Below are 22782 nucleotides of genomic sequence, written 5' to 3'. Positions count from 1 at the left end.
TATGTATATTAGTTCCACTTTATCTTTTTTATCCTATCACAAAATAAAAAAAAGAAAAATAAAAAGCCCAACATAAAATTTAATTTCATTATGTATATCTTCATTTAGATTGGACATAAATAATTATAACAACATCACCTTCGATGTTGTTGCCAACCGCGGAGAAGACTTACGTTTCCCCATAAGTTCTTCCTCCGGTTTCTCCTCTCCCTTTGCCTTCTTACTAGTACATGCTAGTATAAGAAGGGCCCTGCTATGCAGGGTTTTTTTTCTTTGTGTGCTTTTCATTTAAAAAGTGAAATGGTACAGTAAAAGAAAGAGGAGGAAAAGATATGATTCAACGCTTTATAGAACTTGGAGAAGGCTACTCTGATTTATATGAATTACTTGAAATTGCCAAAACAAATCAAGAACGTATAGCACATATGTTACAATTTGAAACGATAAAAAACGATAAAAAAGTATGTTCGCTTGTTGTAATATTAAAACCAACTACTACTGGTGATTTCCAACCATTATACATATGTCGTGAAGGCATTCCTGTATTTGAAAATAAAAAAAGTAAACGTGTCATTTTATTTGAAGAAACGGCAGAACAACTCGGAAAAAAAGTGACTACCTTTACTGTAAAACCATCTACAACTTTCCCAGAAAAAGAACTATTTTTTAATCATTTAATTGGTATTTTACGAATGAACAATTTCATTCCTCCGATGAAATAACACGTTATTTCAAGTGAAAAACCCCCGGCTAAATTTAGCCGGGGATTTTTTCTATTAGCTATAATCGTATTCTTTTGCTCGATCAGGACGGGAATTTTCAAATTCCGTTTTTAAATACGGGCGATACGACTGTTCTATCTTTTTCACAAAAGGAAGTTTGTTCAACTTATGCATCATATGCTCAATTTGTTCCATATCACAATATACTACAGCATATTTCAATCGTTTTGATATGTAATGTATGTTACCATATTTCCTTAAAATCTTGGCATGTTTCAATGAATGTAAATAAACAATCATACTTTGTCGTTGCCCGAACATAATCTTCTCCATCTTCTCCTTTTAAAAACATATATTTTATATTCTATGAAAACCAATCAGAAATTTATAACATTACAGGACAAACTCTGTATACGTTTTCTTCCAACTTCTAAAAAACGGGGCACATCACCCCGTTTTTTTACAACCACAACCTCCGCCAGTACCACAACCTCCACCACAGCCACCAGCATCAAAGAATGGATTTCCTGTTGGCACTTTAATGGAAGAAGACACTTCCGAACCGATTGCTACACTAACTTCGTCTAATAACTTCTGCAAAGCAGTTTCTGCTCTTTTAAAAGCTGCAACCTTATCATGTAAGTCCACAGAACGCTTTAATTCTCTCATTTTCATTGACACGGTAGTATAGTCAGGATGGTATTTTCCAAAACGCTGTACTTCCTCATACCGTTCTTTCATCGCTGTAAATTGCTGAATGAGCGTCTGAAGTTCCATATCTTCATGTAATTCTCTATAATACTTACGATAATCTTCTGCTATATCTGAACAGATAATCGCTTTTGCAAGCTGCTCTGCCTTATCTAATATTAATACGCTTTCTAGCGTCGCTACAATCATGAGAGACACCTCCGAGTATCCATCATACCACATTTAGATTAGAACTACTAATTGAAGTGACTTACTCAAAAGAAAGATATAATGAAACTATTTTTACACTATATCCGTACACACTTATACATTAATATGTTCCGCTATATTATATTTAAGAACATCCCACTTTCCACTATTTTGTTTCACATAACTAATACACGCATTTTTTAATGGTGTCTTAAATGTAATTTCATCTGGTTCAATGGCATGTAAAATCGCTTTTATCGCGTGTGAGTGAGCAACAATAATAATACGTTTGCCAAAATGAGTTGTCGCAACATCTTCTAAAGCAGCAAAGCAACGAGCTACAATCTCTTCATCTCGCTCCATACCTTCTACTTTACCTTCAGCAATCAACTCTCTAACAGCCGCAACCGGCTTCCCTGAAGCTTCTCCAAAATTCCGTTCAACAAATCGCTCATCTAATAAAATCGATTGTAATCCAACTGTCTTTGCAATTTCATTAGCCGTTTCTTGCGCTCTAATTAACGGGCTACTTATAATGATATCCCACGTTTCTTCTTGTAAAGCAGCTGCACTCTGACTCGCTTGCTTCTTACCAACTTCATTAAGCGGAATATCTTCTCGCCCCTGAATAATTTCTTGAAAATTCCAATCAGTTTGTCCATGTCGTACTAAACAAATTTCCGTCATGCTGCAACTCCTTTTTAAATAATCAACCTCTATTGTAACAAAAGTTCTGCATGACGGACATATTTTTCACTTCCAATTAGGTTGCATTTTGTTGCTTCATATACTGAAACATATCAATCATGATCGAAGCAACGGCCAATTGATTTTGAAACTTTTCCACTTTATCTGGTATTGTTTTTTTGAAATGTTGCATCGCCGCTAACTCAAAAGCCTCTTTTTCTTCAGGATTTCTTGTTAATTTTCTATACCAGTACGGTTGCTCTCTAATATAGCGAGATAAATCCTCATCAGCCTTTATAAACTCCATAATTTCTGCTCTCATCATCCTTCCCCCTAATCCTTTTGAAAGAAAAACGGGTTATTTTCTGAAGTACTTTGCTCTTGCTGCGTACGGTTACCTTGAAATTGCTGAATAACTTGTTGCACGCTCCCAATTGCACTCGTCACATTGGCTAAATGGTTCTGCATTTGTTCCACGTCCAACTTTTTAAAAAAAGAAAGCATTTGCCCCATAACATCAGCAGTTTTTTCCTCTTCAGTTCGATTATCTTTTTCTTTTTTATTTTCTTTTACCGAAGAAAACGCAGGCGCTCCATCCGGTCTATAAGTTGCCCATATTGGATCTTCTTCACCAAGTAAGTACCATTCTTCATAAAATTGTTGCCATGTTTTATGACCACTTCTAACCTCATGAACCATTTTAGGGTGATGGTTTACAAATTCTTTAAACTGTTGAACCGATGGATGTAACGGTCCTTTTGTTGTTGGCATAATCCTCACCTCTCCATGTATATCTACTATATAGTAAGAAAAAAAAGGCGCATGGTTCGCCTATTTTTAGACGATTCATGCACCTTTTTTTCTGCTATTTGCATACGGTCAGATTCCCACCTACAATTCAGTGAATACGAAGTAACTAATTTGGTGATGTTAACACCCCACCGCTTACAATTTCACTTTATTTTCGAATAAAGTTTTGTGTATAAAATTTATCGTATACACCCACACCTAATCCTGTAAATTGTTCATTTAATAAATTCTTTCTATGCCCCTCACTATTTAACCAACCTTGCACTGCCGCAATTCCATCACTATGTTGCGCCGCTATGTTCTCACCAGCAAGTTGAAATCCTACTTTCCCGCGCTGCAAACGATCTCCTAGTGTACCTAATGTAGGTGAGTCATGAGAAAAATAATTATTGTCTTTCATATCTTTACTGTGACCAACAGCAACATCTGCTGTTTCCTGATCCCATATTAATAATGGTAATTTATGACGACTTCGAATGATATTTGTTAAATCAAAAATTTGTTGCATATTCCCATTTTCTACTTGTTTTATTTTTTCTGGAGTCAATGGTTGTTCTGCTATTAATTCACCTGAATAAACGAGCTGATACGGTCTTTGGCGTAATAAAGTTTCATCATCCATATAACGAACACCAACAAGCTCATGTGTAAATTGATCAAAATACAATTGCGCCCATCCATCTTCTACAGGTATTAACGGTTGTTCCATGACTTCGGTATCAGATAGCTCAAATTGATAACTATTTTTCCCTCTTTTTAATGAAATTTCATGCGAAAGCGGACTTTTTTTATATACTTCTTCATATTTTTCATTTATATAATAAGGTGGAACCTTAACTTGTTCACCAGCTGCGTATGCCGTTACAACTTTACGTTCAGAAACTCCAAATTGAACATACTGAGTTAAATCCTGGTTGTATACCCACCATTCATATCCGTATGCAGATGGCTCTATTCGAGAGGGTTCTCCCCACTTCGCTAATAAGTTTTCAGAGTCTTCACCAATCATATTTAAAACAGTGTCTGAGGAGTCTTCCTTAATTTGCTTTTTCTTTTTCACAATTTTATTTTCTTGCTTTGATTGAGATGGGGTTAATATATATTGTGAAACGAGTAATTTCCCGTATAAATCAACAGCTAAAATTAAAAATGTAATCATTACGATACGCAATAATTTCTTCAAACGATATACCTCCTGAACAAAACATAAAATTGAGATATACACAAATCCTTTTCTTTCTTTTTGTGTGTACCGTACTCTTTTCACTATATCATATTTTTGTGAAAAAAGTCTGGATTATCCCTTTTCTCTCAATATGAATTGCACTTTCTTATTATTCATACTATTATAAAAATAATGATGTAACATTAAACAAGGAGGTATTATATGCAATTTACAAATACGAAATTTAATGGAGCCGTCGTTGAATTAACTCTTTTAACTGAAATCATGGAAAACAACCACTTCGTACTTGCCGGACAGTGGGATTATGAGCGAGTTACATACGATTATAAATTTGAAATATTAAAGGATGTTTATTATTTACGAGTGCAAGGAGTTGCTGTTGAAGGTGACATTGGCAGTAGACACGCTGAAGTAAAACTACTTCCCCCCTTATTAGGAAAACATTATTATCCTCACGGCGTTGAATATGGTGATGATGAGACTTTCCCAACGAATGTACTTCAAAAAAGCGAACAACTCCTACAAAATGTCGAAAAAGAGTTAAAAGAATTTCAAATTATTGATTAACAAAAACAAGCGCATCAATATGATGCGCTTGTTTTATTTCCCTTCCCTAAGAATGAATCGTTTTTTTTACTGGATATCCATAAATAGATCCATCTTTTACTTTAATCTCATCTTCCCAAGGAACCTTATATTTACCTTCAGCTAAATCTTTTACAAACGTATATGGATTTTCTTTCACCCCACCAGGAGTTGCTACATATCCTCTTGAACCTAGATTATATATATTATTTTCCAATCCCCATCCTAATCTAGCCTGATCTGCTAGTTCTGGATATACTTCAGCAGTAACAATCTCCCAAGGATTTCGATGTCCCTGTACTAAAGTAGTCCCATCAAAATTACATACTTGTCCTTCACCAAAGTAATAAAATACGCCATCATAACCCGCTAAGTTTACCGACAATGTATACATTAAATTCTGCCATGCATTTGAACGATTGGTTAGCATCCATTGTTCACTAACTTGTGTACTATATCCAGAAATACGAATTAAGACATTTGCACCTTTATAGGCCGCTTCACGAGCTACTTCAGGGAACATGCCATCATGACAAATACAAACAGCTAATTTACTTCCTCCAGGTCCATCACAAACAGGTAAGCCTAAATCTCCAGCTTTCCAAGGCTCGACTGGCACCCAAGGATTTAGCTTACGATACTTCAAAATCATTTCACCTTGTGGATCAATAATAACTGCTGTATTATATGGCTCTCCACCATCAGGATTTTTCTCCATTATTGAAAAAACACCATATACTTTAGATTCTTTACATGCCTCAGCAAATAAGTCTGTTTCTGGCCCAGGCACTGTGCATAAAAATTCTTCTGTAGTCCATTTTTTTGTATTGAGCCCTTGTGTACTATATTCAGGAAATACTATCAATTCTAAACCAGGGTAACCTGATTTGGTCGAATGAATTGTTTTTATGATTTGTTGAATTTGTTTATCAATGTCTGCACGCGATTCTACTACTGGTACTGGATATTGAATTAGTGCTGTCAAAAAACCACTAATCGGCTTTACCATACTTCCACTACTACCCATTTAAACTCCCCCTTAAAATAGTTCGTGTTTATTAAAGATAACAATATATATTTGTAACTCTCTAAAAAACTTGCACTACATATGGAATTATTACGCATGAAAGCTAGTAGTAAATTTTATCTCCACTTTTAGTACACGCCTACACTAACTTAACATAAAAAGTTAGAAAATTCAATCTTTTAAAGGTAGCTAAAACTAAGTAAAAAAAGCGCATGGAATCCCATACACTTTTTTTACTTAGTCTGTAAATAAGGCGGCAATTGTTGCAACTGCTCCTTATCCTTTTCACGTTCTCTACGTGCCCATCTAAAGAATACATAGCCTATAATTGTACCGTACACTATTTCCTGGACAATTTTCATTATGATACCACCAGTTTGCTGGTCTTGTACAACTGGCATCCAGTGCAAAAATTCTGGTCCCGTTATATTTAAATCTGATAAAGTGCCCGCTGGTACACATAGTTCCATCGCTTTCATCCAAGCAGCCGGATCCGTATACGTTGCAAATAACGGCGCTGTCGCAAAAATGATTAACGCACAAGCAGGCGTTAATAATATACCGTTAGCAAACATATAACCAAGTTTCTTTATATCACTTAATGTTTGATATTCTGGTAATGGATTTAACATCGGCCACCACATCATGATTGCTGTAAAAAACAATATAGCGAGACAAATAGGATGAGCTATTTGACTTTGTTTTACCGTATCAAAAACAACTGGTAAATGATAAAAAGAAAACAGGCCGTTAAATACAAATAACGCAATAAGTGGTTTAGCAAATACCTTTAATATAATTTGAACAAACTTAAAAGAAGTAATGTAACGATATAACCAAATTGGTATACCAAGCAACAGTAACGGTGGAACTGCAATATACATGACTGCCATTTCAAACATATGAGCACTAAATATAATATGGCCAATTAAATCAATAGGCCCTCCCTTTACAAAATACAAAAGAACAATACCAGTCGTAAAATAAAAAATTTGCTTCTTACTTACCTTCGTCGCATTTTCAAATCGCATTCTATATGGCCCAATAATTAAGAAGTACCCAATAAGAATCGAAAGCATAAATAATAAAAAGATCGGACTCCATAAAGCCTGAAAACCAAATATCCACAAGTTACTCATTTTCACACCTACCTTCGTAAGGTTATCTCATAATATGAAGAGGGAGCTGTGACAACACAAGCTCCCTTATTTTTCACTTTTCAAATCCACACGATTGTCATAAAAGCTAAAATTGTAATTAACCCTATTAGCAGACCAGAGTAAAGAAAGAAACTTGCTGCTTCATGTCCTTTATGACTCATATGCATAAAATAATACAATTGAAAAATTACTTGTACCACTGCTAATAGTAAAATAAACGGTACAGAGAAAATCGGACTAAAAGTTTTTTGATACGCCACCGCTACAAATGCAACTAATGTTAAAAAAATCATTAATGCAAACGTAATAACTTGATGCCTCATTTCCTCCGCACTTTTTCTCTTCCGATAAACAAGATCAACTTTAGGATTATTCGTTTGCTTTATCGCCATTGTTTATCCCACCATTCCCATTAAATATACTACAGTGAAAATAAACACCCAAACTACGTCAATAAAGTGCCAATAAATCGATGCAACATAAAACTTCGGTGCATTGTATAAATTTAGACCTCTCTTCGCATTTCTAAAGATTAATGTTAGAATCCAACATAACCCAAACAATACGTGGAGTCCATGTGTACCAACAAGAGCATAAAACGCAGAGCCAAACGCACTACTTCTCATAGTATGCTTAAATTCATGTGTATAATGATAAAACTCATATATCTCAAACCCTAAAAACCCTAAACCTAGCAATACTGTTACTAGTAACCAAAGCTGCATTTTCTTAAAGTTAAAGTTTTTCATGTGATACATCGCATATACACTCGTTAAGCTACTCGTTAATAAAAGCATCGTCATAATGAAAACGAGTGGCATTTGGAACATCTCTTGAGATGTTGGTCCACCATTTGTAGAATTCTTTAACGCTAAATATGTTCCGAATAAGGAAGCGAACAACACTGTTTCGCCTCCAAGAAATAACCAAAAACCGACAAACTTATTTTTCCCTTCAAGGGTTGCTTTTTCAGGCTCTGCTGGAAATGTTTCATTCGTTAATTTTTCATCTACATGCATTATGCCTTGCCCCCCTTATCCTCTAAATCTTCTTTATGAATATGATACCCATGATCATCAATTACTGAACGTAGGAACATTGCGCCAAATGTAATGATTAAACCAATAATTGCTACTAATAACCAGAACTTATCTTTTCCGCCCTGCATATACATCGCACCAAATGCCGCTATAAACAATCCGAAAGAAATGACAAATGGTGAAAACGAAGGATTTGGCATATGAATATCACCAACTGGTTCCGCTGCTGTCATCTCTTTATTACCTTCACGTTTTTCAATCCAAAACGGATCTAATCCGCGAACAAATGGTAATTGTTTAAAGTTATATTCTGGTGTCGGTGCTGGCATTGTCCATTCTAATGTACGTGCATCCCACGGATCACGACCAGCTTTTTCTTTTGATACTGTCGTTTTAATTACATTGAATAGAAGAACAATCGTTCCAAGAGCCATAAACACCGCTCCGATGGAACTAATCATATTCCCCATTTCCAACCCTTGCCCTTCAAGATATGTGTAGTAACGGCGTGGCATACCAATCAAGCCAAGGAAATGCTGAATAAAGAACGTTAAATGGAAGCCGATAAAGAATAGCCAGAACGTTATCTTTCCTAATGTTTCATTTAATACTTTATTAAACATCAGTGGCCAATAATAATGAGCTCCTGCAAGTAAACCAAATACAACACCGCCAACGATTACATAATGAAAATGCGCTACTACGAAATAGTTATCATGAAATTGATAATCAGCTGGTGCAGATGCTAGCATAACCCCTGTAACTCCACCCATTACGAATGATGGAATGAAAGCTACTGCCCACATCATTGGTGTCGTAAAACGAATACTTCCGCCCCACATTGTAAAGAGCCAGTTGAATATTTTGATACCAGTTGGAACCGCAATCGCCATTGTTGCGACCGAGAAAATAGCATTAGCAACTGGACCAAGTCCAACAGTAAACATATGGTGCGCCCATACCATAAATCCTAAAAATCCAATTAATACAGTCGCAAACACCATCGATGAATAACCAAACAATCGTTTTTTCGAAAATGTCGCGAAGATTTCTGAGAATATTCCGAAAGCTGGGAGTATAAGAATGTATACTTCTGGATGACCGAAAATCCAGAATAAATGCTCCCATATAATTGTATTCCCGCCCAATGCCGGATTAAAGAAACTTGTTCCAAATAAACGATCTAACATTAAAAGTCCTAATCCTACAGTTAACGGCGGAAAAGCGAATAATATAAGCGAAGATGTTACAAATGTCGTCCATGTAAACATCGGCATACGCATGTACGTCATTCCTGGCGCCCGCATATTAATAATGGTTACAAGGAAGTTAATACCTCCAATTAATGTACCAATACCTGAGATTTGCAAGCCGAGTACATAGAAATCAACACCATGACCTTTAGAGGCTAAAGCTAAAGATGCATAAGATGTCCATCCTGCATCAGGTGCTCCACCTAAAAACCAACTTAAATTTAAAAATACTCCACCAAAGAAAAATAACCAAAATCCGAGTGAATTCAAAAACGGGAACGCTACATCACGTGCACCAATTTGAAGTGGTACAGCGGCGTTCATAAATGCAAACACGAGTGGCATAGCTGCGAGGAAAATCATTGTTGTACCGTGCATCGTTAATACTTGATTATAAGCATCCCCAACAAGAAAAGCGTTGTTAGGAATCGCTAATTGAAGGCGAATAAATAGAGCTTCTATTCCGCCTATTACAAAAAACAATCCACCTGCAATTAAATAGAGAATGGCAATCTTTTTATGGTCTACTGTCGTTAAATAATCCCATATGACAGCACCCATCCCCTGTTTTTTTGCTACAGAACTCACGTTTTCAACCTCCCCTTCGCGAATAATCCCTCTTTACTTTTCAACTTTTAACGTTTGTAAGTATGCATTTAATGCATCAATTTGATCATCCGTTAAGTTGCCATATTTGCCAGTCATTTTGTTTCCTGGCTTCATATTTTCAGGATCTTTCAGCCATTTTTTTAAGTTTTCTTCATTGTTTTCGGCAATACCGGCAACCATATCGCGATCCGCAAAGTTGGCTAAGTTTGGTGCGATACGAGCGGAAGGTGGTCTACTATCATTAGATCCAACTGCATGACAACCAATACAGCTTTTATTAAATATTTCTTGGCCCTCTTGCGCCTTTGTTGAAGCTACTTCTTTCTTCCCATCAATCTTCTTCATATCAGCAAGCCACTTTTTGTACTCGCTTTCATCTAAAGCTTTCACTTTAAATTGCATTAAAGAATGTGATGGGCCGCAAAATTCTGTACAAAAACCATTATAAGTGCCCGATTTATCTGCCTTTAACCACATTTTGTTCACATTGTCTGTATTTGTATCCATTTTCCCTGCTAAAGATGGAACCCAAAATGAGTGTTTAATATCGGCACCCTTCAAATTTAAATACACTTTCTTACCTGTGGGGATGACCAAATCTTGCGAAGTTACTATCTTTTCTGATTTATAAGAAAATTCCCACCAATAAAGATTCGCTGTTACATCAACAACGATAGTATCTTTATCAATATTCTTTTTCTCCATCGCACTTACATCAGCAAGTTTGAATGTATATGTAACTGTTGGAACAGCTAAGATTAGTAAAAGAATAATCGGAATAACTGTCCATATAATTTCTAGCTTGTGATTCCCTTCAACTTGCTCTGGAATATAATCTTCCTGACCTTTCTTTTGTCGGAAACGCACAATTACATATAAGAAAATAATAGTAACTACTAGTACTACTCCTACCATGATTGCACTCGCCAGTAGAAGTAAATCATATTGCATTTTTGCTACTTCTCCTTGCGGAATTAAAGTAGATTGAAAGGCTTTACCGCATCCCCCTAACAGTAAAGCCAGCAGTGAAACGAACGAAAGCAGTCGCCACTGTTTCTTCATACAAACAACCCCCACTTTCCTTGTGAATTAGATTGTACTTTATAGTTAAGTAAAGTAAATCTCAACGTAAAGAAATCCAATTATGTCGTTGTCTTAGAAGAATGTAACTACAATCATTGATACAAATAAGATTGTTAAATAATTTAGGGAATAAACAAACATTTGCACGGACCATTTGATGTCATCTTTCTTACGGAAGCCATAAAATCCTAAAACGATCCATCCGATGTTAAGCAGTGTTGCAATTACCATAAATGTTATCCCTAGTCCACTCATATAAAATGGTAGTGGTAATAAACATACTGTCCAAATCATAATTTGGCGTTTCGTAATTTCAAATCCATGAACTACAGGAAGCATTGGAATTCCTGCATTTCGATATTCATCAACACGTTTCATTGCTAATGCAAGGAAATGTGGGATTTGCCAAATAAACATAATTAAAAATAACATCCAAGCAATTGGATGGCCTAAAGATGGATCAATTGCTGCCCATCCAATTAAAGGAGGAACTGCACCAGATATACTACCTACAACAGTATTTAGTGTATACTTTCTCTTTGTCCATAAACTATATAGAACAACATATGTGAAAGCACCAATAAATCCCATTAAGACTGCCATTGGTGTTGTTAATAATAAAAATACAAAACCAAGAAGTAATATGACTAGTCCAAATGTAAGTGCAAATCCTGGTTTATACTTTCCAGTAACCGTTGGACGGGTCTTTGTTCTTTCCATTAATGGATCGATGTCTCGATCAATGTAGTTGTTTAAACAACATACCCCTGCCATAACTAATCCAGAACCAACGATTGTAAAGAATAACTTATCCAGATTGTCCATTACACTTAATCCATTAAAGTGTAATGCCAACCAAAATCCTGTAAATACAGTAAGTGTATTTGAGTTTACAATCCCCATTTTAACGAGTGCTTTTAAATCTTGTAACCGAGTTGTTTCCGGTACACTTGTAACAGCGGACTCATCATGCAGCTCACTTGTTGCATGGTTCATCACTCTAACCCCCTCTTAAAACTTTCATCTTTCTTTTTGCGCATATTTCAAATGAAATAATTCGCTTCTATATAGCAATATTATTACAGTAGAAACATTGTTAACCCATTCTACTACTAATCTACGCTCATACTCCAATATATTAAATCATATTTCCCGAACATTTTGTGAAGAAAACATGAACTTTTTGTGTCGAATATAAAAAACTTCATTCTGACTTGTCCTTATCATAACATGATGTTACCTTCTATAATAAACTATTTTGTCCTATTTAACACGTATTCTCCCCATTTCTTTTCAAAATAGCCTATTTTTCACCTAAAATTTTCCTTAAGAACCCTGTTTTTACACCTATTTTCTCCCCATTTCCTTCCTCCTCCATTTCTTTGCTATTTTATTATTTTTTATATATCATAGGAACTAGCGCGTTTTATTCTATACATAATGGAATGAAAATATTTCGCAATAACTTCATAGCAGAAAGATGGTGAAAGAGATTGCAACGCTTTATTAAATGGTTAGCAGTCATTACAAGCCTTGATTTATTAATAGTTTTATTAGGAGGCGCTTTAGTTACAAAAACAGGTTCTGGTCAAGGTTGTGGTAAATCATGGCCACTTTGTAACGGTGAATTTGTTCCATCTAATTTATCAATGGAAACTATTATTGAACTTAGCCACCGATTAACATCAGGATCAGCTGGAATTCTTGTCACTCTCCTTTGTATTTTGTCCTGGAAATATTATAAACATGTGCGTGAAACAAAAACGTTAGCAATTTTATCCTTCGTATTTTTAGTTGCACAAGCATTAATGGGAGCAGCAGCAGTTGTTTGGGGACAAATGCCAGCTGTACTTGCTATTCATTTTGGTATTTCCTTAATTTCATTTGCTTCTGTCATTTTATTAACGTGTCTTATCTTTGAAATTGACCAAAAGTTTGATGCACGTTCACTTATTATGGACAAAAAAATGAAATTCCATATCTATGGTGTAACAATTTACAGTTATATCGTCGTCTACACAGGCGCTTTAGTACGTCACGAACGAGCTAGCTTAGCCTGTCCAGACTTTCCTTTATGTAGCAAAAACAGACCTATGCCAACTCAACTACATGAATGGGTTCAAATGGGCCATAGAGTTGCAGCGATGTTAATTTTCGCTTGGATACTATACGCGATGATTCTCGCTATTCGCCATTACAAACAGCAACCTGTCGTATATTGGGGATGGATCATTTCATTTATCCTTGTTACACTTCAAGCTGTAGTAGGAGTTTTAGTTGTATTTACAAACGCTAGTTTAGCAATGGCATTGTTACATTCTCTATTTATTTCTTGCTTGTTTGCCGTACTATGCTATTTAGTTATGTTAGGAACAAGAAGTAAAGTGAATGCAAAAGAAGCTGAATCAACTTCTAAACAAACAAAATAATATAAAACTAAAATCCCTTGCCAATTCGGCAAGGGATTTTTTTGCAATAAAAAAAGAGCTGTATTTACACAGCCCTTTTTTTATTTTAGTGATCTAATTCAATAAGTAAATCACCCGTTTGAATCGCATCACCATCGTTAACATATACTTTCTTCACTTTACCATTGAACGGCGCTTGAACTGTCGTTTCCATTTTCATCGCTTCTGTAATTGCCATAGAATCGCCTTTTTTCACTTCATCGCCTTCTTTTACAACTACTTTAATTACCGTTCCTGGCATCGTTGCACTAATATGATTTGGATTCTCACGGTTTCCTTTCACACGTTGTGCAACTGTTGCTTTTACACTCTCGTCTTTCACGATAATTTCACGTGGTTGACCGTTAAATTCCAAGTAAAGGACACGATTTCCATCCGGCTGAGGTTCTCCAATTGATACTAGTTTAACCATCAATGTTTTACCCTGTTCAATTTCTACATCAATTTCTTCACCTAGTCTCATACCATAGAAGAACGTCGGTGTATCAAGTACAGATACATTTCCATAAAGCTCAGCAACTTTTTCATAATCCATAAATACTTTTGGATATAAAGCATATGCAACTACATCAAAAATCGTTACTTCGCGTCCGAGTTTATGGAATAATTCTTCTTTTAATGCTTCGAAATCTACTGGCTCTAGTAATTCACCTGGTCTTACTGTTAACGGCTCTTTCCCTTTTAAAATAATCTTTTGTAATTCTTTCGGGAAACCACCGTACGGTTGACCTAAATCACCAGAGAACATTTCAACAACAGACCCTGGGAAGTCCATCGCATGTCCACGCTCTAAAACATCTTGTTCTGTCAGATGGTTCTGAACCATAAATAATGCCATATCCCCAACAACTTTTGATGATGGCGTTACTTTTACAATATCTCCAAACATGTCATTCACACGGCGGTACATTACTTTCACTTCATCGAAGCGATCTCCTAAACCAACCGCCTTCGCTTGTTGCTGAAGATTACTATACTGCCCACCCGGCATTTCATGCATATACACCTCTGTATGAGGCGCATTCATACCACTTTCAAACGGTGCATAGTATTTGCGTACATCTTCCCAATAATGAGATAGTTTTTCTAAAGAATCTATATTAACATCTGGTTGTCTTTCGTTTCCACCTAACGCATAGTATAGCGTGTTCGCACTTGGTTGTGACGTTTGACCAGCCATAGAACTCACTGCTACATCGACGATATCAACACCCGCTTCAATTGCCTTCGTATACGTTAATATACCATTTCCACTCGTATCGTGCGTGTGCAGATGAATTGGAATCGACACTGTCTCTTTTAATGCAGAAACTAAATCATATGCTGCATTTGGTTTTAGTAAGCCCGCCATATCTTTAATACCTAAAATGTGAGCTCCTGATGCTTCTAACTCTTTTGCTAAATTTTTATAGTAATTTAAATCATATTTACTACGCAGTGGATCATGAATATCCCCTGTGTAGCACATTGTTGCTTCTGCAATTTTACCAGTGTCTCGTACAGCGTCAATTGCAACTCTCATGCCTTCCACCCAGTTTAAGCTATCAAAAATACGAAATACATCAATGCCTGCTTGAGCAGAACATTCCACAAATTTTTGAATTAAATTATCTGGATAGTTTTTGTATCCAACTGCGTTTGAAGAACGAAGTAACATTTGGAATAACACGTTCGGCATTTTTTCACGAAGATCTAGTAATCGTTCCCATGGATCTTCTTTTAAGAAACGATACGCAACGTCAAATGTTGCACCGCCCCACATTTCCGCTGAGAATAGGTTCGGTAACATTCTCGCTGTTGGCTCCGCAATTTGATGTAAATCTTTTGTACGAATACGAGTTGCAAGTAATGACTGGTGTGCATCACGGAATGTTGTATCCGTTAAAAGTACACGTTTTTGATCCTGTACCCATTTTACTAATCCGTCCGCTCCACGCTCGTCCAAAATTTGTTTCGTTCCATTTTGGATTGGCTCTGAATGTTTTAAACATGGAATACGAGCATCTGGGAATATTGGTTTTTCTTTTTTACCTACTCCTGGGAAACCATTTACTGTTACTGTACCAATGTAATTTAACATTTTCGTTCCACGGTCTTTACGTTTCGGGAACAAGAACAATTCAGGTGACGCATCGATAAATGAAGTATCATATTCTCCTGATAAGAAGTTTTTATGTTTTACTACATTCTCTAGGAATGGAATATTTGTTTTAATACCACGAATACGGAATTCTTTTAAGTTACGTTCCATTTTTGCAGCAGCTTGCTCAAAAGTAAGTGCCCAAGTTGTAACTTTTACAAGTAAAGAATCGTAGTACGGTGTAATAACTGCACCTTGGAAGCTATTTCCTGTATCAAGACGTACACCAAAACCACCGCCTGATCGATATGCCATAATTTTTCCTGTATCTGGCATAAAATTATTTAGCGGATCTTCAGTTGTTACACGAGATTGAATTGCAAATCCATGTACAACTACTTCCTCTTGCTTCGGAACACCTACCATTTTGCTATGTAATGAATGTCCATCAGCTATTAAAATTTGTGATTGAACAATATCTACTCCCGTAATCATTTCTGTAATCGTATGTTCTACTTGAACACGTGGATTTACTTCAATAAAGTAAAACTCATCATCTTTTACAAGGAATTCTACTGTTCCTGCATTTAAATAATTTACATTTTTCGTTAACTTCACAGCAGCATCACAAATACGCTGACGCAGATCATCTGAAAGTGATACACTCGGTGCAATTTCTACAACTTTTTGATGACGACGTTGTACAGAACAGTCACGCTCGTATAAATGAACAACATTGCCTTCTTCATCTGCTAAAATTTGTACTTCTATATGTTTAGGTTTTTCAACGAATTTTTCGACGTAAACTTCATCATTACCAAAGGCTGCTTTCGCTTCTGATTTCGCTCGATTATATGATTCTCCTAATTCCTCACTAGTACGCACAATACGCATACCACGACCGCCACCCCCAAGGGATGCTTTAATAATAATCGGGTAATCATACTTTTCAGCAAATTTTTCGACTTCTTCTAATGAATTTACTGGACCATCACTACCAGGTATAACTGGAATTTGTGCTAGCTGCGCTTGTGTTCTTGCTTTCACTTTATCTCCAAACATATCTAAATGCTTACTTTTCGGACCGATAAAGATAATTCCTTCTTCTTCACAACGTTTAGCGAATTGAATATTTTCTGACAAGAAACCATATCCAGGGTGGATTGCATCTACATGATTACTTTTTGCAATCTCAATAATGCCTTCAATATCTAGATAAGCATCAATTGGTTTTTTTCCTTCCCCAACTAAATAGGACTCATCAGCTTTATAGCGATGATAAGAACCACTATCCTCTTTAGAATAGATTGCAACTGTTTTTAATCCAAGTTCCGAACACGCTCGAAACACACGAATTGCAATCTCTCCACGGTTAGCTACCAATACTTTTTGAATACGTTGCAGCTTTGTCATGATTTTCCCCCTCTACTTTCCTACCACTCTAGAGATAAAATATATACACACCTTAAAAAGCGTGAAGTTCTTCACTTTCCACATTATATTATACTTAGAAAGCTTCACTTTATTTTTATCCATCATACCTTATTTTTTAACAAATGATAAGTTTTCTGTGCAATTTGTTTCACAAAAATAGTATAGCATACCTCTTCCTTTTCTAACAACTTAATTGTATATCACATTAAACCGAATGTGATATATTGTTTAACCGAAAGATATATTAATACATCACATTTAAAACTACTTAAAAATAAAAACACATCATGCTCTAAAGCACAATGTGTTTTTATTTTACAACTACAAGATGTGGTCCATTTTGTTCTTTTTCTTTCATTAATCCATTCTGTTGTTTCTCTTGTCGTTTCACGTGACTAGCAATATTGAGTAGTATCCCCATCGCAAGTAGATTAGCTAATAAAGAACTACCACCGTAACTGACAAACGGTAATGGTACTCCGGTAAGTGGTATTACTCCAGACATACCACCAACATTAATAAACGTTTGAACTCCAAACAAGCTTGCAATTCCGATAGCTATTAAACTTCCAAATGGATCTGTACACTTTTGTGCGACTCTAAATGATCGAATAATTATAAGCAATAAACAAATCAAAATGATTGCTACGCCTATAAAACCAAGTTCTTCCGATATAATTGCCATAATAAAATCCGTTTGTGGTTCTGGTAAATAACCATACTTTTGCACACTATTTCCTAATCCCCTACCATTAAGCCCTCCAGAAGCAATTCCAATAAATGAATTCACCAATTGGAATCCATCCTTTTGAGGATCATTAAACGGATCAAGGAAAACAGAAAAACGTGCCTTTTGATATGGATTTAATGCATAATTGCCAAGAAGATATAGTGCCGGAATCCATACTATAGAAGTTAAAGCAATTCGTTTAATCCATAAGTTAACCTGTACTCCCGAACAAAGGAACATAATTCCTACTGTTCCTGCAATTAACAAATCAGTACCTAAATCATTTTGCTTTAATATTAAAAACATGATTATACCTACACCAATGAGTACTGGACCTGACCCTTTGAAAACAGGTGTATTCGTTTCTTGTCTTTTCGCAAAAAAATGAGCTAATATGAGGATAACCGTTATCTTTACAAATTCCGCAGGCTGTATTCCAAATATCCATCCGTTTGCACCGTTTACTGACTTAGTGAAAAAGGCAGCTGCAGCTAATAAAGCAACACTAGCACCGTAACTCCCCAACAAAAAAATTCGTTTTCTCCAAACTTTATATGGGATAGTAGCAATAATTATTAATACTATTGTCCCAACAACTAAAGTAATTAATTGTCTTTTAAAAAAGAAATTTGCTGGTTTATCAAATCGCGAAATCGCAACAATGGAACTAGAACTATATACCATTATTACCCCCAGCACACATAAGATAACAAGAGGAAGTAACAATGAATAATCCATTGATTTCCATACTTTTTTCATTTCATTTCCTCTTTCTGTTTCAATTTAATTATTGTTGTATTCCATATGTACATTCATTCTTCCTGCTTTATTATACAAATAAAAAGCTCAAACTAATTTAGTTTGAGCCCCCTTATTTGAACCCGTTATTGTTGTTTGTTTGTAAATGCTTCATGAAGTGCAGATAACTCACGTTCGAGCTCACCTAACATTGCTTTCCCTTGTTCTTCTGCAATAAGACCAAGGCGAACTGCAAAATCGACCTCGCGGGATAGTCCAAACATTTGTGTGTCTAACACTTCTTCATATAATGGACATTGCGGCATTGTAAGATGGTCCATTTGCACCTTAATAAGTCTTAAAATCTTCTCTGCATCCGCTTGTAGAAGGGCTAGTGCCTTTTCCTGATGATTTGCTACTGTCTCAGACGCCAAATTGATTCCCTCCGTTTCCGTCCTACTCTCCTCTATCCTATCTATTAATATTAGCGATAGTTTTAATAAATTGCAATAGAAACATTTTTTGTGACAACAGTGTCTAATACTATTATACTGAAAAGTGGGAGTATAACACAAATGGGGGAACAACAATGAGCGAAATTTTATTTATTAACGGAAAAGTACGTTTTCCAATCACTATTGATCCAACTGTTTGGATCTTTGATGATCGAAAAGTAGATTTGACAACTTACTTTGATGAAACTAGAGAAAACACGTCTGAACTAGAAACTTATTTAAAAAACACTTCAGAACATTGGGATCGCGAAATCCGTGATGGTGCCGCTTTTCCTCCAATACAACAAAGTGTGAAGAAATATAAAAAAGAACAGCTGATTACTGGAACATTTGGTATACCATTTCATCCATTCCTTGCTAACGCTGAAATTTTAGAGGACGCTACGCAAGTTGAAATTGAAACGGTAGATCATACAATGACACTTCCATTAGAAACTGTCAAAAATGCTATACTAGGCTTTTCAAAAGAAGGAAAACCATTAAAAGAAGACGGGCCTGTTCATCTCTATTTCAACGATGGATCTAATCAACAAAATCCAATCCGTAACATCCGTAAATTTACAATTATTTAAAGAAAAGGAGTGAGCTTAAGCTCACTCCTTTTTTACAATAAATCTGCTGCTAGTTGAGCTAAATTAGATCGCTCCCCTTTAACAAACTTCACATGACCACTAATACGCTGTTCTTTAAACTTCTCTACAACATACGTTAAGCCATTATTATATTCATCTAAATATGGGTGATCAATTTGCTGAGGATCTCCCATCAATACAATCTTACTCTTTTCCCCTACCCTAGTTAATATCGTCTTCACTTCATGCTTTGTTAAATTTTGTGCTTCGTCAATGATAATGAACTGATCTGGAATACTTCTCCCGCGTATATAAGTAAGGGCTTCTACTTCAATCGAACCCATTCCAGCTAAAATAGCATCTAACTCTCCTGGCTTTTTCGTATTAAATAAATACTCTAGGTTATCAAAAATTGGCTGCATCCATGGTCTTAATTTTTCTTCTTTTTCTCCTGGTAAATAACCGATATCTTTTCCGACTGGAACAATTGGTCTTGCCACAAGTAATTTTTTATATAACCCTAAGTCTTCTGTTTGCATAAGTCCCGAAGCTAACGCAAGTAACGTTTTTCCTGTGCCGGCTTTCCCCGTTAACGTTACAAGCGGAATATCTTCACGAAGCAACAATTCTAATCCCATAATTTGCTGCACGTTTCGTGGTCGTATCCCCCACACTTGTTCATTGTGAAAAATAAGTTTCTTTACCTTCTTCCCTAAGTGATCCACAATGCCAAGCGCAGAACTAGAGCCCCCTAATGCATCTTTCATTACTACAAATTGATTTGGGTAAAAAGGATGATTCGCAATTTCAGATAGAGGCAATTCACCTTTCTCATAAAAATAATCCAATTGTTCTTTTGATATATATCCTTCTAAAAAACCAGAATATATATTTTCTACTTCAATTACGCGATCACTTAAATAATCTTCAGCCTTCAAACCAATTGCATCAGCTTTTACCCTTACGAGTACATCTTTACTTACTAAAATAACAGACTTCCCGTCCTCTTTTTCCTGTTCTTCTAAAGATAGATTTTTTGCTACAGCTAAAATTCGATTATCATTTGTTTTTTCTACAAAAATATCTTGTAGTTGCACAAATGAACGATGGTTCAATTCAATACGAAATGTTCCGCCGTTTTCTAGCGGGATACTTTCATGCAGCTTTCCTATTTCACGAAACTTATCTATTAACTTAGATACATAACGAGCGTTTCTTCCTACTTCATCCATATAACGTTTTTTCGAATCAACCTCTTCTAATACAACTGCTGGAATCACTACTTCATTGGTTTCAAATGAAAAAATAGATAAAGGATCCTGCAAAAGTACATTCGTATCTAACACATAAATTTTATCCAACCTGTTACCCCCTGACTCCACTTTTAAATTTGTAGAACAAGGGTTTCATCCATAAAATATGGACGAACCATTGTTATAATTATATGTACCGTGTAAACGAGGTAGAATCGAAAATCATAGTCATTAAACCTTTTATTTATTCTTTATTCATTTCTATTCAATATATTACTTTTTATTATAATTATTAACGTTAAATCACAATAACCGACTACAAAAGTGAATAAACGAATTTCTTATTTAGCATCTTTATAATTCTCTTATCCCTACTAACACTTCGTTATCCAGCTTTTTCGCTGCCCGAAGATCATATGTTTTTTCATATGTTGGTTCAATTGCAAGTTTCGCTCCATAAAACATAACATCACGCACTTCTTGCACCTTTACTTCTATTACAGTTAATTTTAGAGAAATACCTTCCATTCTATCTGTCAAAATTTCACCTGCACCACTTATAGAAAATACGGATTCATTCGCCATTATAGTCAATACCACACCTGTATTATGACGTATATTTTCCACAATACGTGAACGTTGATCTACTGCAAATCGAATACTAGTTTCACTCACTGCATACACCCAAGAAATAGCACTTACGTTAGGAACTTGTTTTTCGAAATCTGTCGTTGCTATCATAACAATACACTCTTTACGCAACGTTTGTACTAAATCCTCTGTTAAGGTAGGCTCTACTACATTCGCCATATTTTCACCTCCAAATATACTTGGTATATCCTTATCATAACTTATTTTTTGAATTGCGAAAATATTATTTTTTCCCACTATTATTCAAAAACATTATACTTCCATGATATACTTATACTGATAGAATTCGTATTGAGGTGACGAAATGAGAGTCAAATGTATGATTTGTGATAAAAAAGATATGTTAGATGATGAAAATCCTATGGCAAAAAAACTGCGTAATCGCCCTATTCATACATATATGTGCATGGAATGTTCGGAACGAATTGCAGAGCGTACAATGGAACGTCATGCAAGTGGTAATTTCCGATTATATCGTGATAAAAAAATCGAAGATGATTGGTAAAATGTAAATAAGTCCTTACTCATATAGATAAGGACTTATTTATATTTTTCTGGTTCACGATTCATCTGATCCAAAAAACAATCAATGGCTTCTAACGGAAACCTTGCAGATTTCCGTTCTCCATTTATTTCATATGTAATTAAATACATTTCCTCGTTCTTTTCGACTTCCACATTTCTTAATTTATGTTCTTCATATACCATATTTTGAAATAACAAATATGTTTCTTTTGCAGCACTATCATCTGGACGTGCTTTCGCAACTGTTTTAATTGTTAACCAATTATATAGTGCATCTTGTACTGAACGCATGAAAACTCCCCTTTCTTATCCTGCTTTTTGTTGTTTCGCTTGACGCAAACGCAGTCTATAAATTCCAAGTACAATTGCCGCTACAACAAGTCCTTCTCCAACAGGTAAAAACACAGCAAAAAAGGTTAATACTGTGCATCCAATTGCTAATGATATGTATATCACAATATTTTTTAGTACAGACAACTTTCTAGCAAACCCTAAATTATAAACGAGAGCACTTAATATAATAATCGTCCCATAAAGTAACCACATTCCTAACTCTGGATTTTCATCTACCTTACACAATTTTGCAAAAAAAGACATCCTTTCTAACACACTCTTCCCCCCCTAGCAGTAAAATGCAATTTTCTTTATACACTTAATACAAGAGTAACTCGCAAAAAAAATACTGTCCACAAAAAAGAGTAAATATTCTAAAAAATAAACAAAATAAAAAAACAACGCCCTTTATAAAGGGCGT

Annotated in this window: 25 protein-coding genes; 5 read left to right on the top strand and 20 right to left on the bottom strand. The window is 35.5% G+C overall.

Annotated features, from left to right (window positions below):
- Positions 1-332: 332 nt before the first annotated feature.
- Positions 333-722, top strand: coding sequence for a DUF7147 family protein (locus tag ACTFO4_RS04770; protein WP_000616019.1), 390 nt, complete (start codon positions 333-335; stop codon positions 720-722).
- Between the two features lie 54 nt (positions 723-776).
- Here ACTFO4_RS04770 and ACTFO4_RS04765 read toward each other — a convergent pair whose 3' ends face one another.
- The 6 genes from ACTFO4_RS04765 to ACTFO4_RS04740 all read right to left on the bottom strand — a co-directional run bounded on the left by ACTFO4_RS04765 (position 777) and on the right by ACTFO4_RS04740 (position 4302).
- Positions 777-1043, bottom strand: coding sequence for a YlbG family protein (locus ACTFO4_RS04765; RefSeq protein ID WP_002082261.1), 267 nt, complete (start codon positions 1041-1043; stop codon positions 777-779).
- A 126-nt stretch (positions 1044-1169) separates the two neighbouring features.
- The gene (locus tag ACTFO4_RS04760; RefSeq protein WP_000634366.1) at positions 1170-1622 is read right to left on the bottom strand and encodes a YlbF family regulator; all 453 of its coding nucleotides are present in this window, start codon (positions 1620-1622) and stop codon (positions 1170-1172) included.
- 114 nt (positions 1623-1736) lie between these two features.
- Complete coding sequence (locus ACTFO4_RS04755) at positions 1737-2309, bottom strand: histidine phosphatase family protein (protein ID WP_000134946.1); 573 nt, start codon at positions 2307-2309, stop codon at positions 1737-1739.
- Between the two features lie 76 nt (positions 2310-2385).
- On the bottom strand, positions 2386-2631 hold the full coding sequence (locus ACTFO4_RS04750; RefSeq protein ID WP_001200990.1) for a YlbE-like family protein: 246 nt from the start codon (positions 2629-2631) through the stop codon (positions 2386-2388).
- A gap of 11 nt (positions 2632-2642) precedes the next feature.
- Positions 2643-3080 carry a YlbD family protein gene (locus ACTFO4_RS04745; protein WP_001143346.1) on the bottom strand — a complete coding sequence of 146 codons (438 nt, stop codon included), beginning with the start codon at positions 3078-3080 and terminating at the stop codon, positions 2643-2645.
- A 187-nt stretch (positions 3081-3267) separates the two neighbouring features.
- A complete protein-coding gene (locus ACTFO4_RS04740; protein WP_017672847.1) occupies positions 3268-4302 on the bottom strand; it encodes a CAP domain-containing protein in 1035 nt (344 codons plus the stop codon).
- A gap of 204 nt (positions 4303-4506) precedes the next feature.
- Here ACTFO4_RS04740 and ACTFO4_RS04735 point away from each other — a divergent pair, with 204 nt between their 5' ends.
- Positions 4507-4872: a YugN family protein gene (locus ACTFO4_RS04735; RefSeq protein ID WP_001160947.1), complete on the top strand. Its 366-nt coding sequence runs from the start codon at positions 4507-4509 to the stop codon at positions 4870-4872.
- A gap of 46 nt (positions 4873-4918) precedes the next feature.
- Here the strand turns inward: ACTFO4_RS04735 and ACTFO4_RS04730 are convergent, their stop codons facing one another.
- The 7 genes from ACTFO4_RS04730 to ctaB all read right to left on the bottom strand — a co-directional run bounded on the left by ACTFO4_RS04730 (position 4919) and on the right by ctaB (position 12058).
- The gene (locus ACTFO4_RS04730; protein WP_000535802.1) at positions 4919-5917 is read right to left on the bottom strand and encodes a formamidase; all 999 of its coding nucleotides are present in this window, start codon (positions 5915-5917) and stop codon (positions 4919-4921) included.
- 233 nt (positions 5918-6150) lie between these two features.
- Positions 6151-7056: a cytochrome c oxidase assembly factor CtaG gene (gene ctaG, locus ACTFO4_RS04725; protein ID WP_000069026.1), complete on the bottom strand. Its 906-nt coding sequence runs from the start codon at positions 7054-7056 to the stop codon at positions 6151-6153.
- A gap of 80 nt (positions 7057-7136) precedes the next feature.
- Entirely contained in the window at positions 7137-7469 is a 333-nt protein-coding gene (ctaF, locus tag ACTFO4_RS04720; protein WP_440013079.1) for a cytochrome c oxidase subunit IVB, read from the bottom strand.
- A gap of 3 nt (positions 7470-7472) precedes the next feature.
- Positions 7473-8096 carry a cytochrome c oxidase subunit III gene (gene ctaE / locus ACTFO4_RS04715; RefSeq protein WP_000557861.1) on the bottom strand — a complete coding sequence of 208 codons (624 nt, stop codon included), beginning with the start codon at positions 8094-8096 and terminating at the stop codon, positions 7473-7475.
- Positions 8096-9931, bottom strand: a complete 1836-nt coding sequence (gene ctaD, locus ACTFO4_RS04710) for a cytochrome c oxidase subunit I (protein ID WP_153579316.1) — start codon at positions 9929-9931, stop codon at positions 8096-8098. The genes ctaE and ctaD overlap by 1 nt, the downstream gene beginning before the upstream one ends.
- Positions 9932-9991: 60 nt before the next feature.
- Positions 9992-11041 (bottom strand): cytochrome c oxidase subunit II, encoded by a 1050-nt coding sequence (gene coxB, locus ACTFO4_RS04705; RefSeq protein ID WP_000745268.1) that lies wholly within the window; start codon positions 11039-11041, stop codon positions 9992-9994.
- A 93-nt stretch (positions 11042-11134) separates the two neighbouring features.
- Complete coding sequence (gene ctaB / locus ACTFO4_RS04700) at positions 11135-12058, bottom strand: protoheme IX farnesyltransferase (RefSeq protein WP_001015058.1); 924 nt, start codon at positions 12056-12058, stop codon at positions 11135-11137.
- A 497-nt stretch (positions 12059-12555) separates the two neighbouring features.
- Here ctaB and ctaA point away from each other — a divergent pair, with 497 nt between their 5' ends.
- Positions 12556-13491, top strand: a complete 936-nt coding sequence (ctaA, locus tag ACTFO4_RS04695) for a heme A synthase (RefSeq protein WP_001188744.1) — start codon at positions 12556-12558, stop codon at positions 13489-13491.
- 85 nt (positions 13492-13576) lie between these two features.
- Here the strand turns inward: ctaA and pyc are convergent, their stop codons facing one another.
- The 3 genes from pyc to ACTFO4_RS04680 all read right to left on the bottom strand — a co-directional run bounded on the left by pyc (position 13577) and on the right by ACTFO4_RS04680 (position 18946).
- Positions 13577-17023, bottom strand: a complete 3447-nt coding sequence (pyc, locus tag ACTFO4_RS04690; protein WP_000164087.1) for a pyruvate carboxylase — start codon at positions 17021-17023, stop codon at positions 13577-13579.
- A gap of 331 nt (positions 17024-17354) precedes the next feature.
- Positions 17355-18533, bottom strand: coding sequence for an FtsW/RodA/SpoVE family cell cycle protein (locus ACTFO4_RS04685; RefSeq protein ID WP_000758402.1), 1179 nt, complete (start codon positions 18531-18533; stop codon positions 17355-17357).
- A gap of 125 nt (positions 18534-18658) precedes the next feature.
- Entirely contained in the window at positions 18659-18946 is a 288-nt protein-coding gene (locus tag ACTFO4_RS04680) for a YlaN family protein (protein ID WP_000135694.1), read from the bottom strand.
- Between the two features lie 155 nt (positions 18947-19101).
- Between ACTFO4_RS04680 and ACTFO4_RS04675 the strand changes: the two genes are divergently transcribed.
- Positions 19102-19599, top strand: a complete 498-nt coding sequence (locus ACTFO4_RS04675; protein WP_001289809.1) for a hypothetical protein — start codon at positions 19102-19104, stop codon at positions 19597-19599.
- Positions 19600-19631: 32 nt separating this feature from the next.
- Here ACTFO4_RS04675 and ACTFO4_RS04670 read toward each other — a convergent pair whose 3' ends face one another.
- Positions 19632-20960, bottom strand: a complete 1329-nt coding sequence (locus ACTFO4_RS04670) for a PhoH family protein (RefSeq protein ID WP_000358083.1) — start codon at positions 20958-20960, stop codon at positions 19632-19634.
- A gap of 246 nt (positions 20961-21206) precedes the next feature.
- Entirely contained in the window at positions 21207-21662 is a 456-nt protein-coding gene (locus ACTFO4_RS04665; protein WP_000024593.1) for a pyridoxamine 5'-phosphate oxidase family protein, read from the bottom strand.
- A gap of 145 nt (positions 21663-21807) precedes the next feature.
- Here ACTFO4_RS04665 and ACTFO4_RS04660 point away from each other — a divergent pair, with 145 nt between their 5' ends.
- On the top strand, positions 21808-22008 hold the full coding sequence (locus ACTFO4_RS04660) for a YlaI family protein (protein WP_002082250.1): 201 nt from the start codon (positions 21808-21810) through the stop codon (positions 22006-22008).
- Between the two features lie 35 nt (positions 22009-22043).
- Here ACTFO4_RS04660 and ACTFO4_RS04655 read toward each other — a convergent pair whose 3' ends face one another.
- Together ACTFO4_RS04655 and ACTFO4_RS04650 are read right to left on the bottom strand one after the other, a co-directional pair.
- Entirely contained in the window at positions 22044-22319 is a 276-nt protein-coding gene (locus ACTFO4_RS04655; RefSeq protein WP_440013081.1) for a hypothetical protein, read from the bottom strand.
- 15 nt (positions 22320-22334) lie between these two features.
- A complete protein-coding gene (locus ACTFO4_RS04650) occupies positions 22335-22637 on the bottom strand; it encodes a YlaH-like family protein (RefSeq protein WP_000893662.1) in 303 nt (100 codons plus the stop codon).
- Positions 22638-22782 lie beyond the last annotated feature (145 nt).

It is taken from the genome of Bacillus cereus group sp. MYBKT14-1, from assembly GCF_051915185.1.
GTDB lineage: Bacteria > Bacillota > Bacilli > Bacillales > Bacillaceae_G > Bacillus_A > Bacillus_A cereus.
The sequence above is the reverse complement of the archived record's forward strand: the minus strand, read 5'-3'. Positions and strand labels throughout refer to the sequence as shown.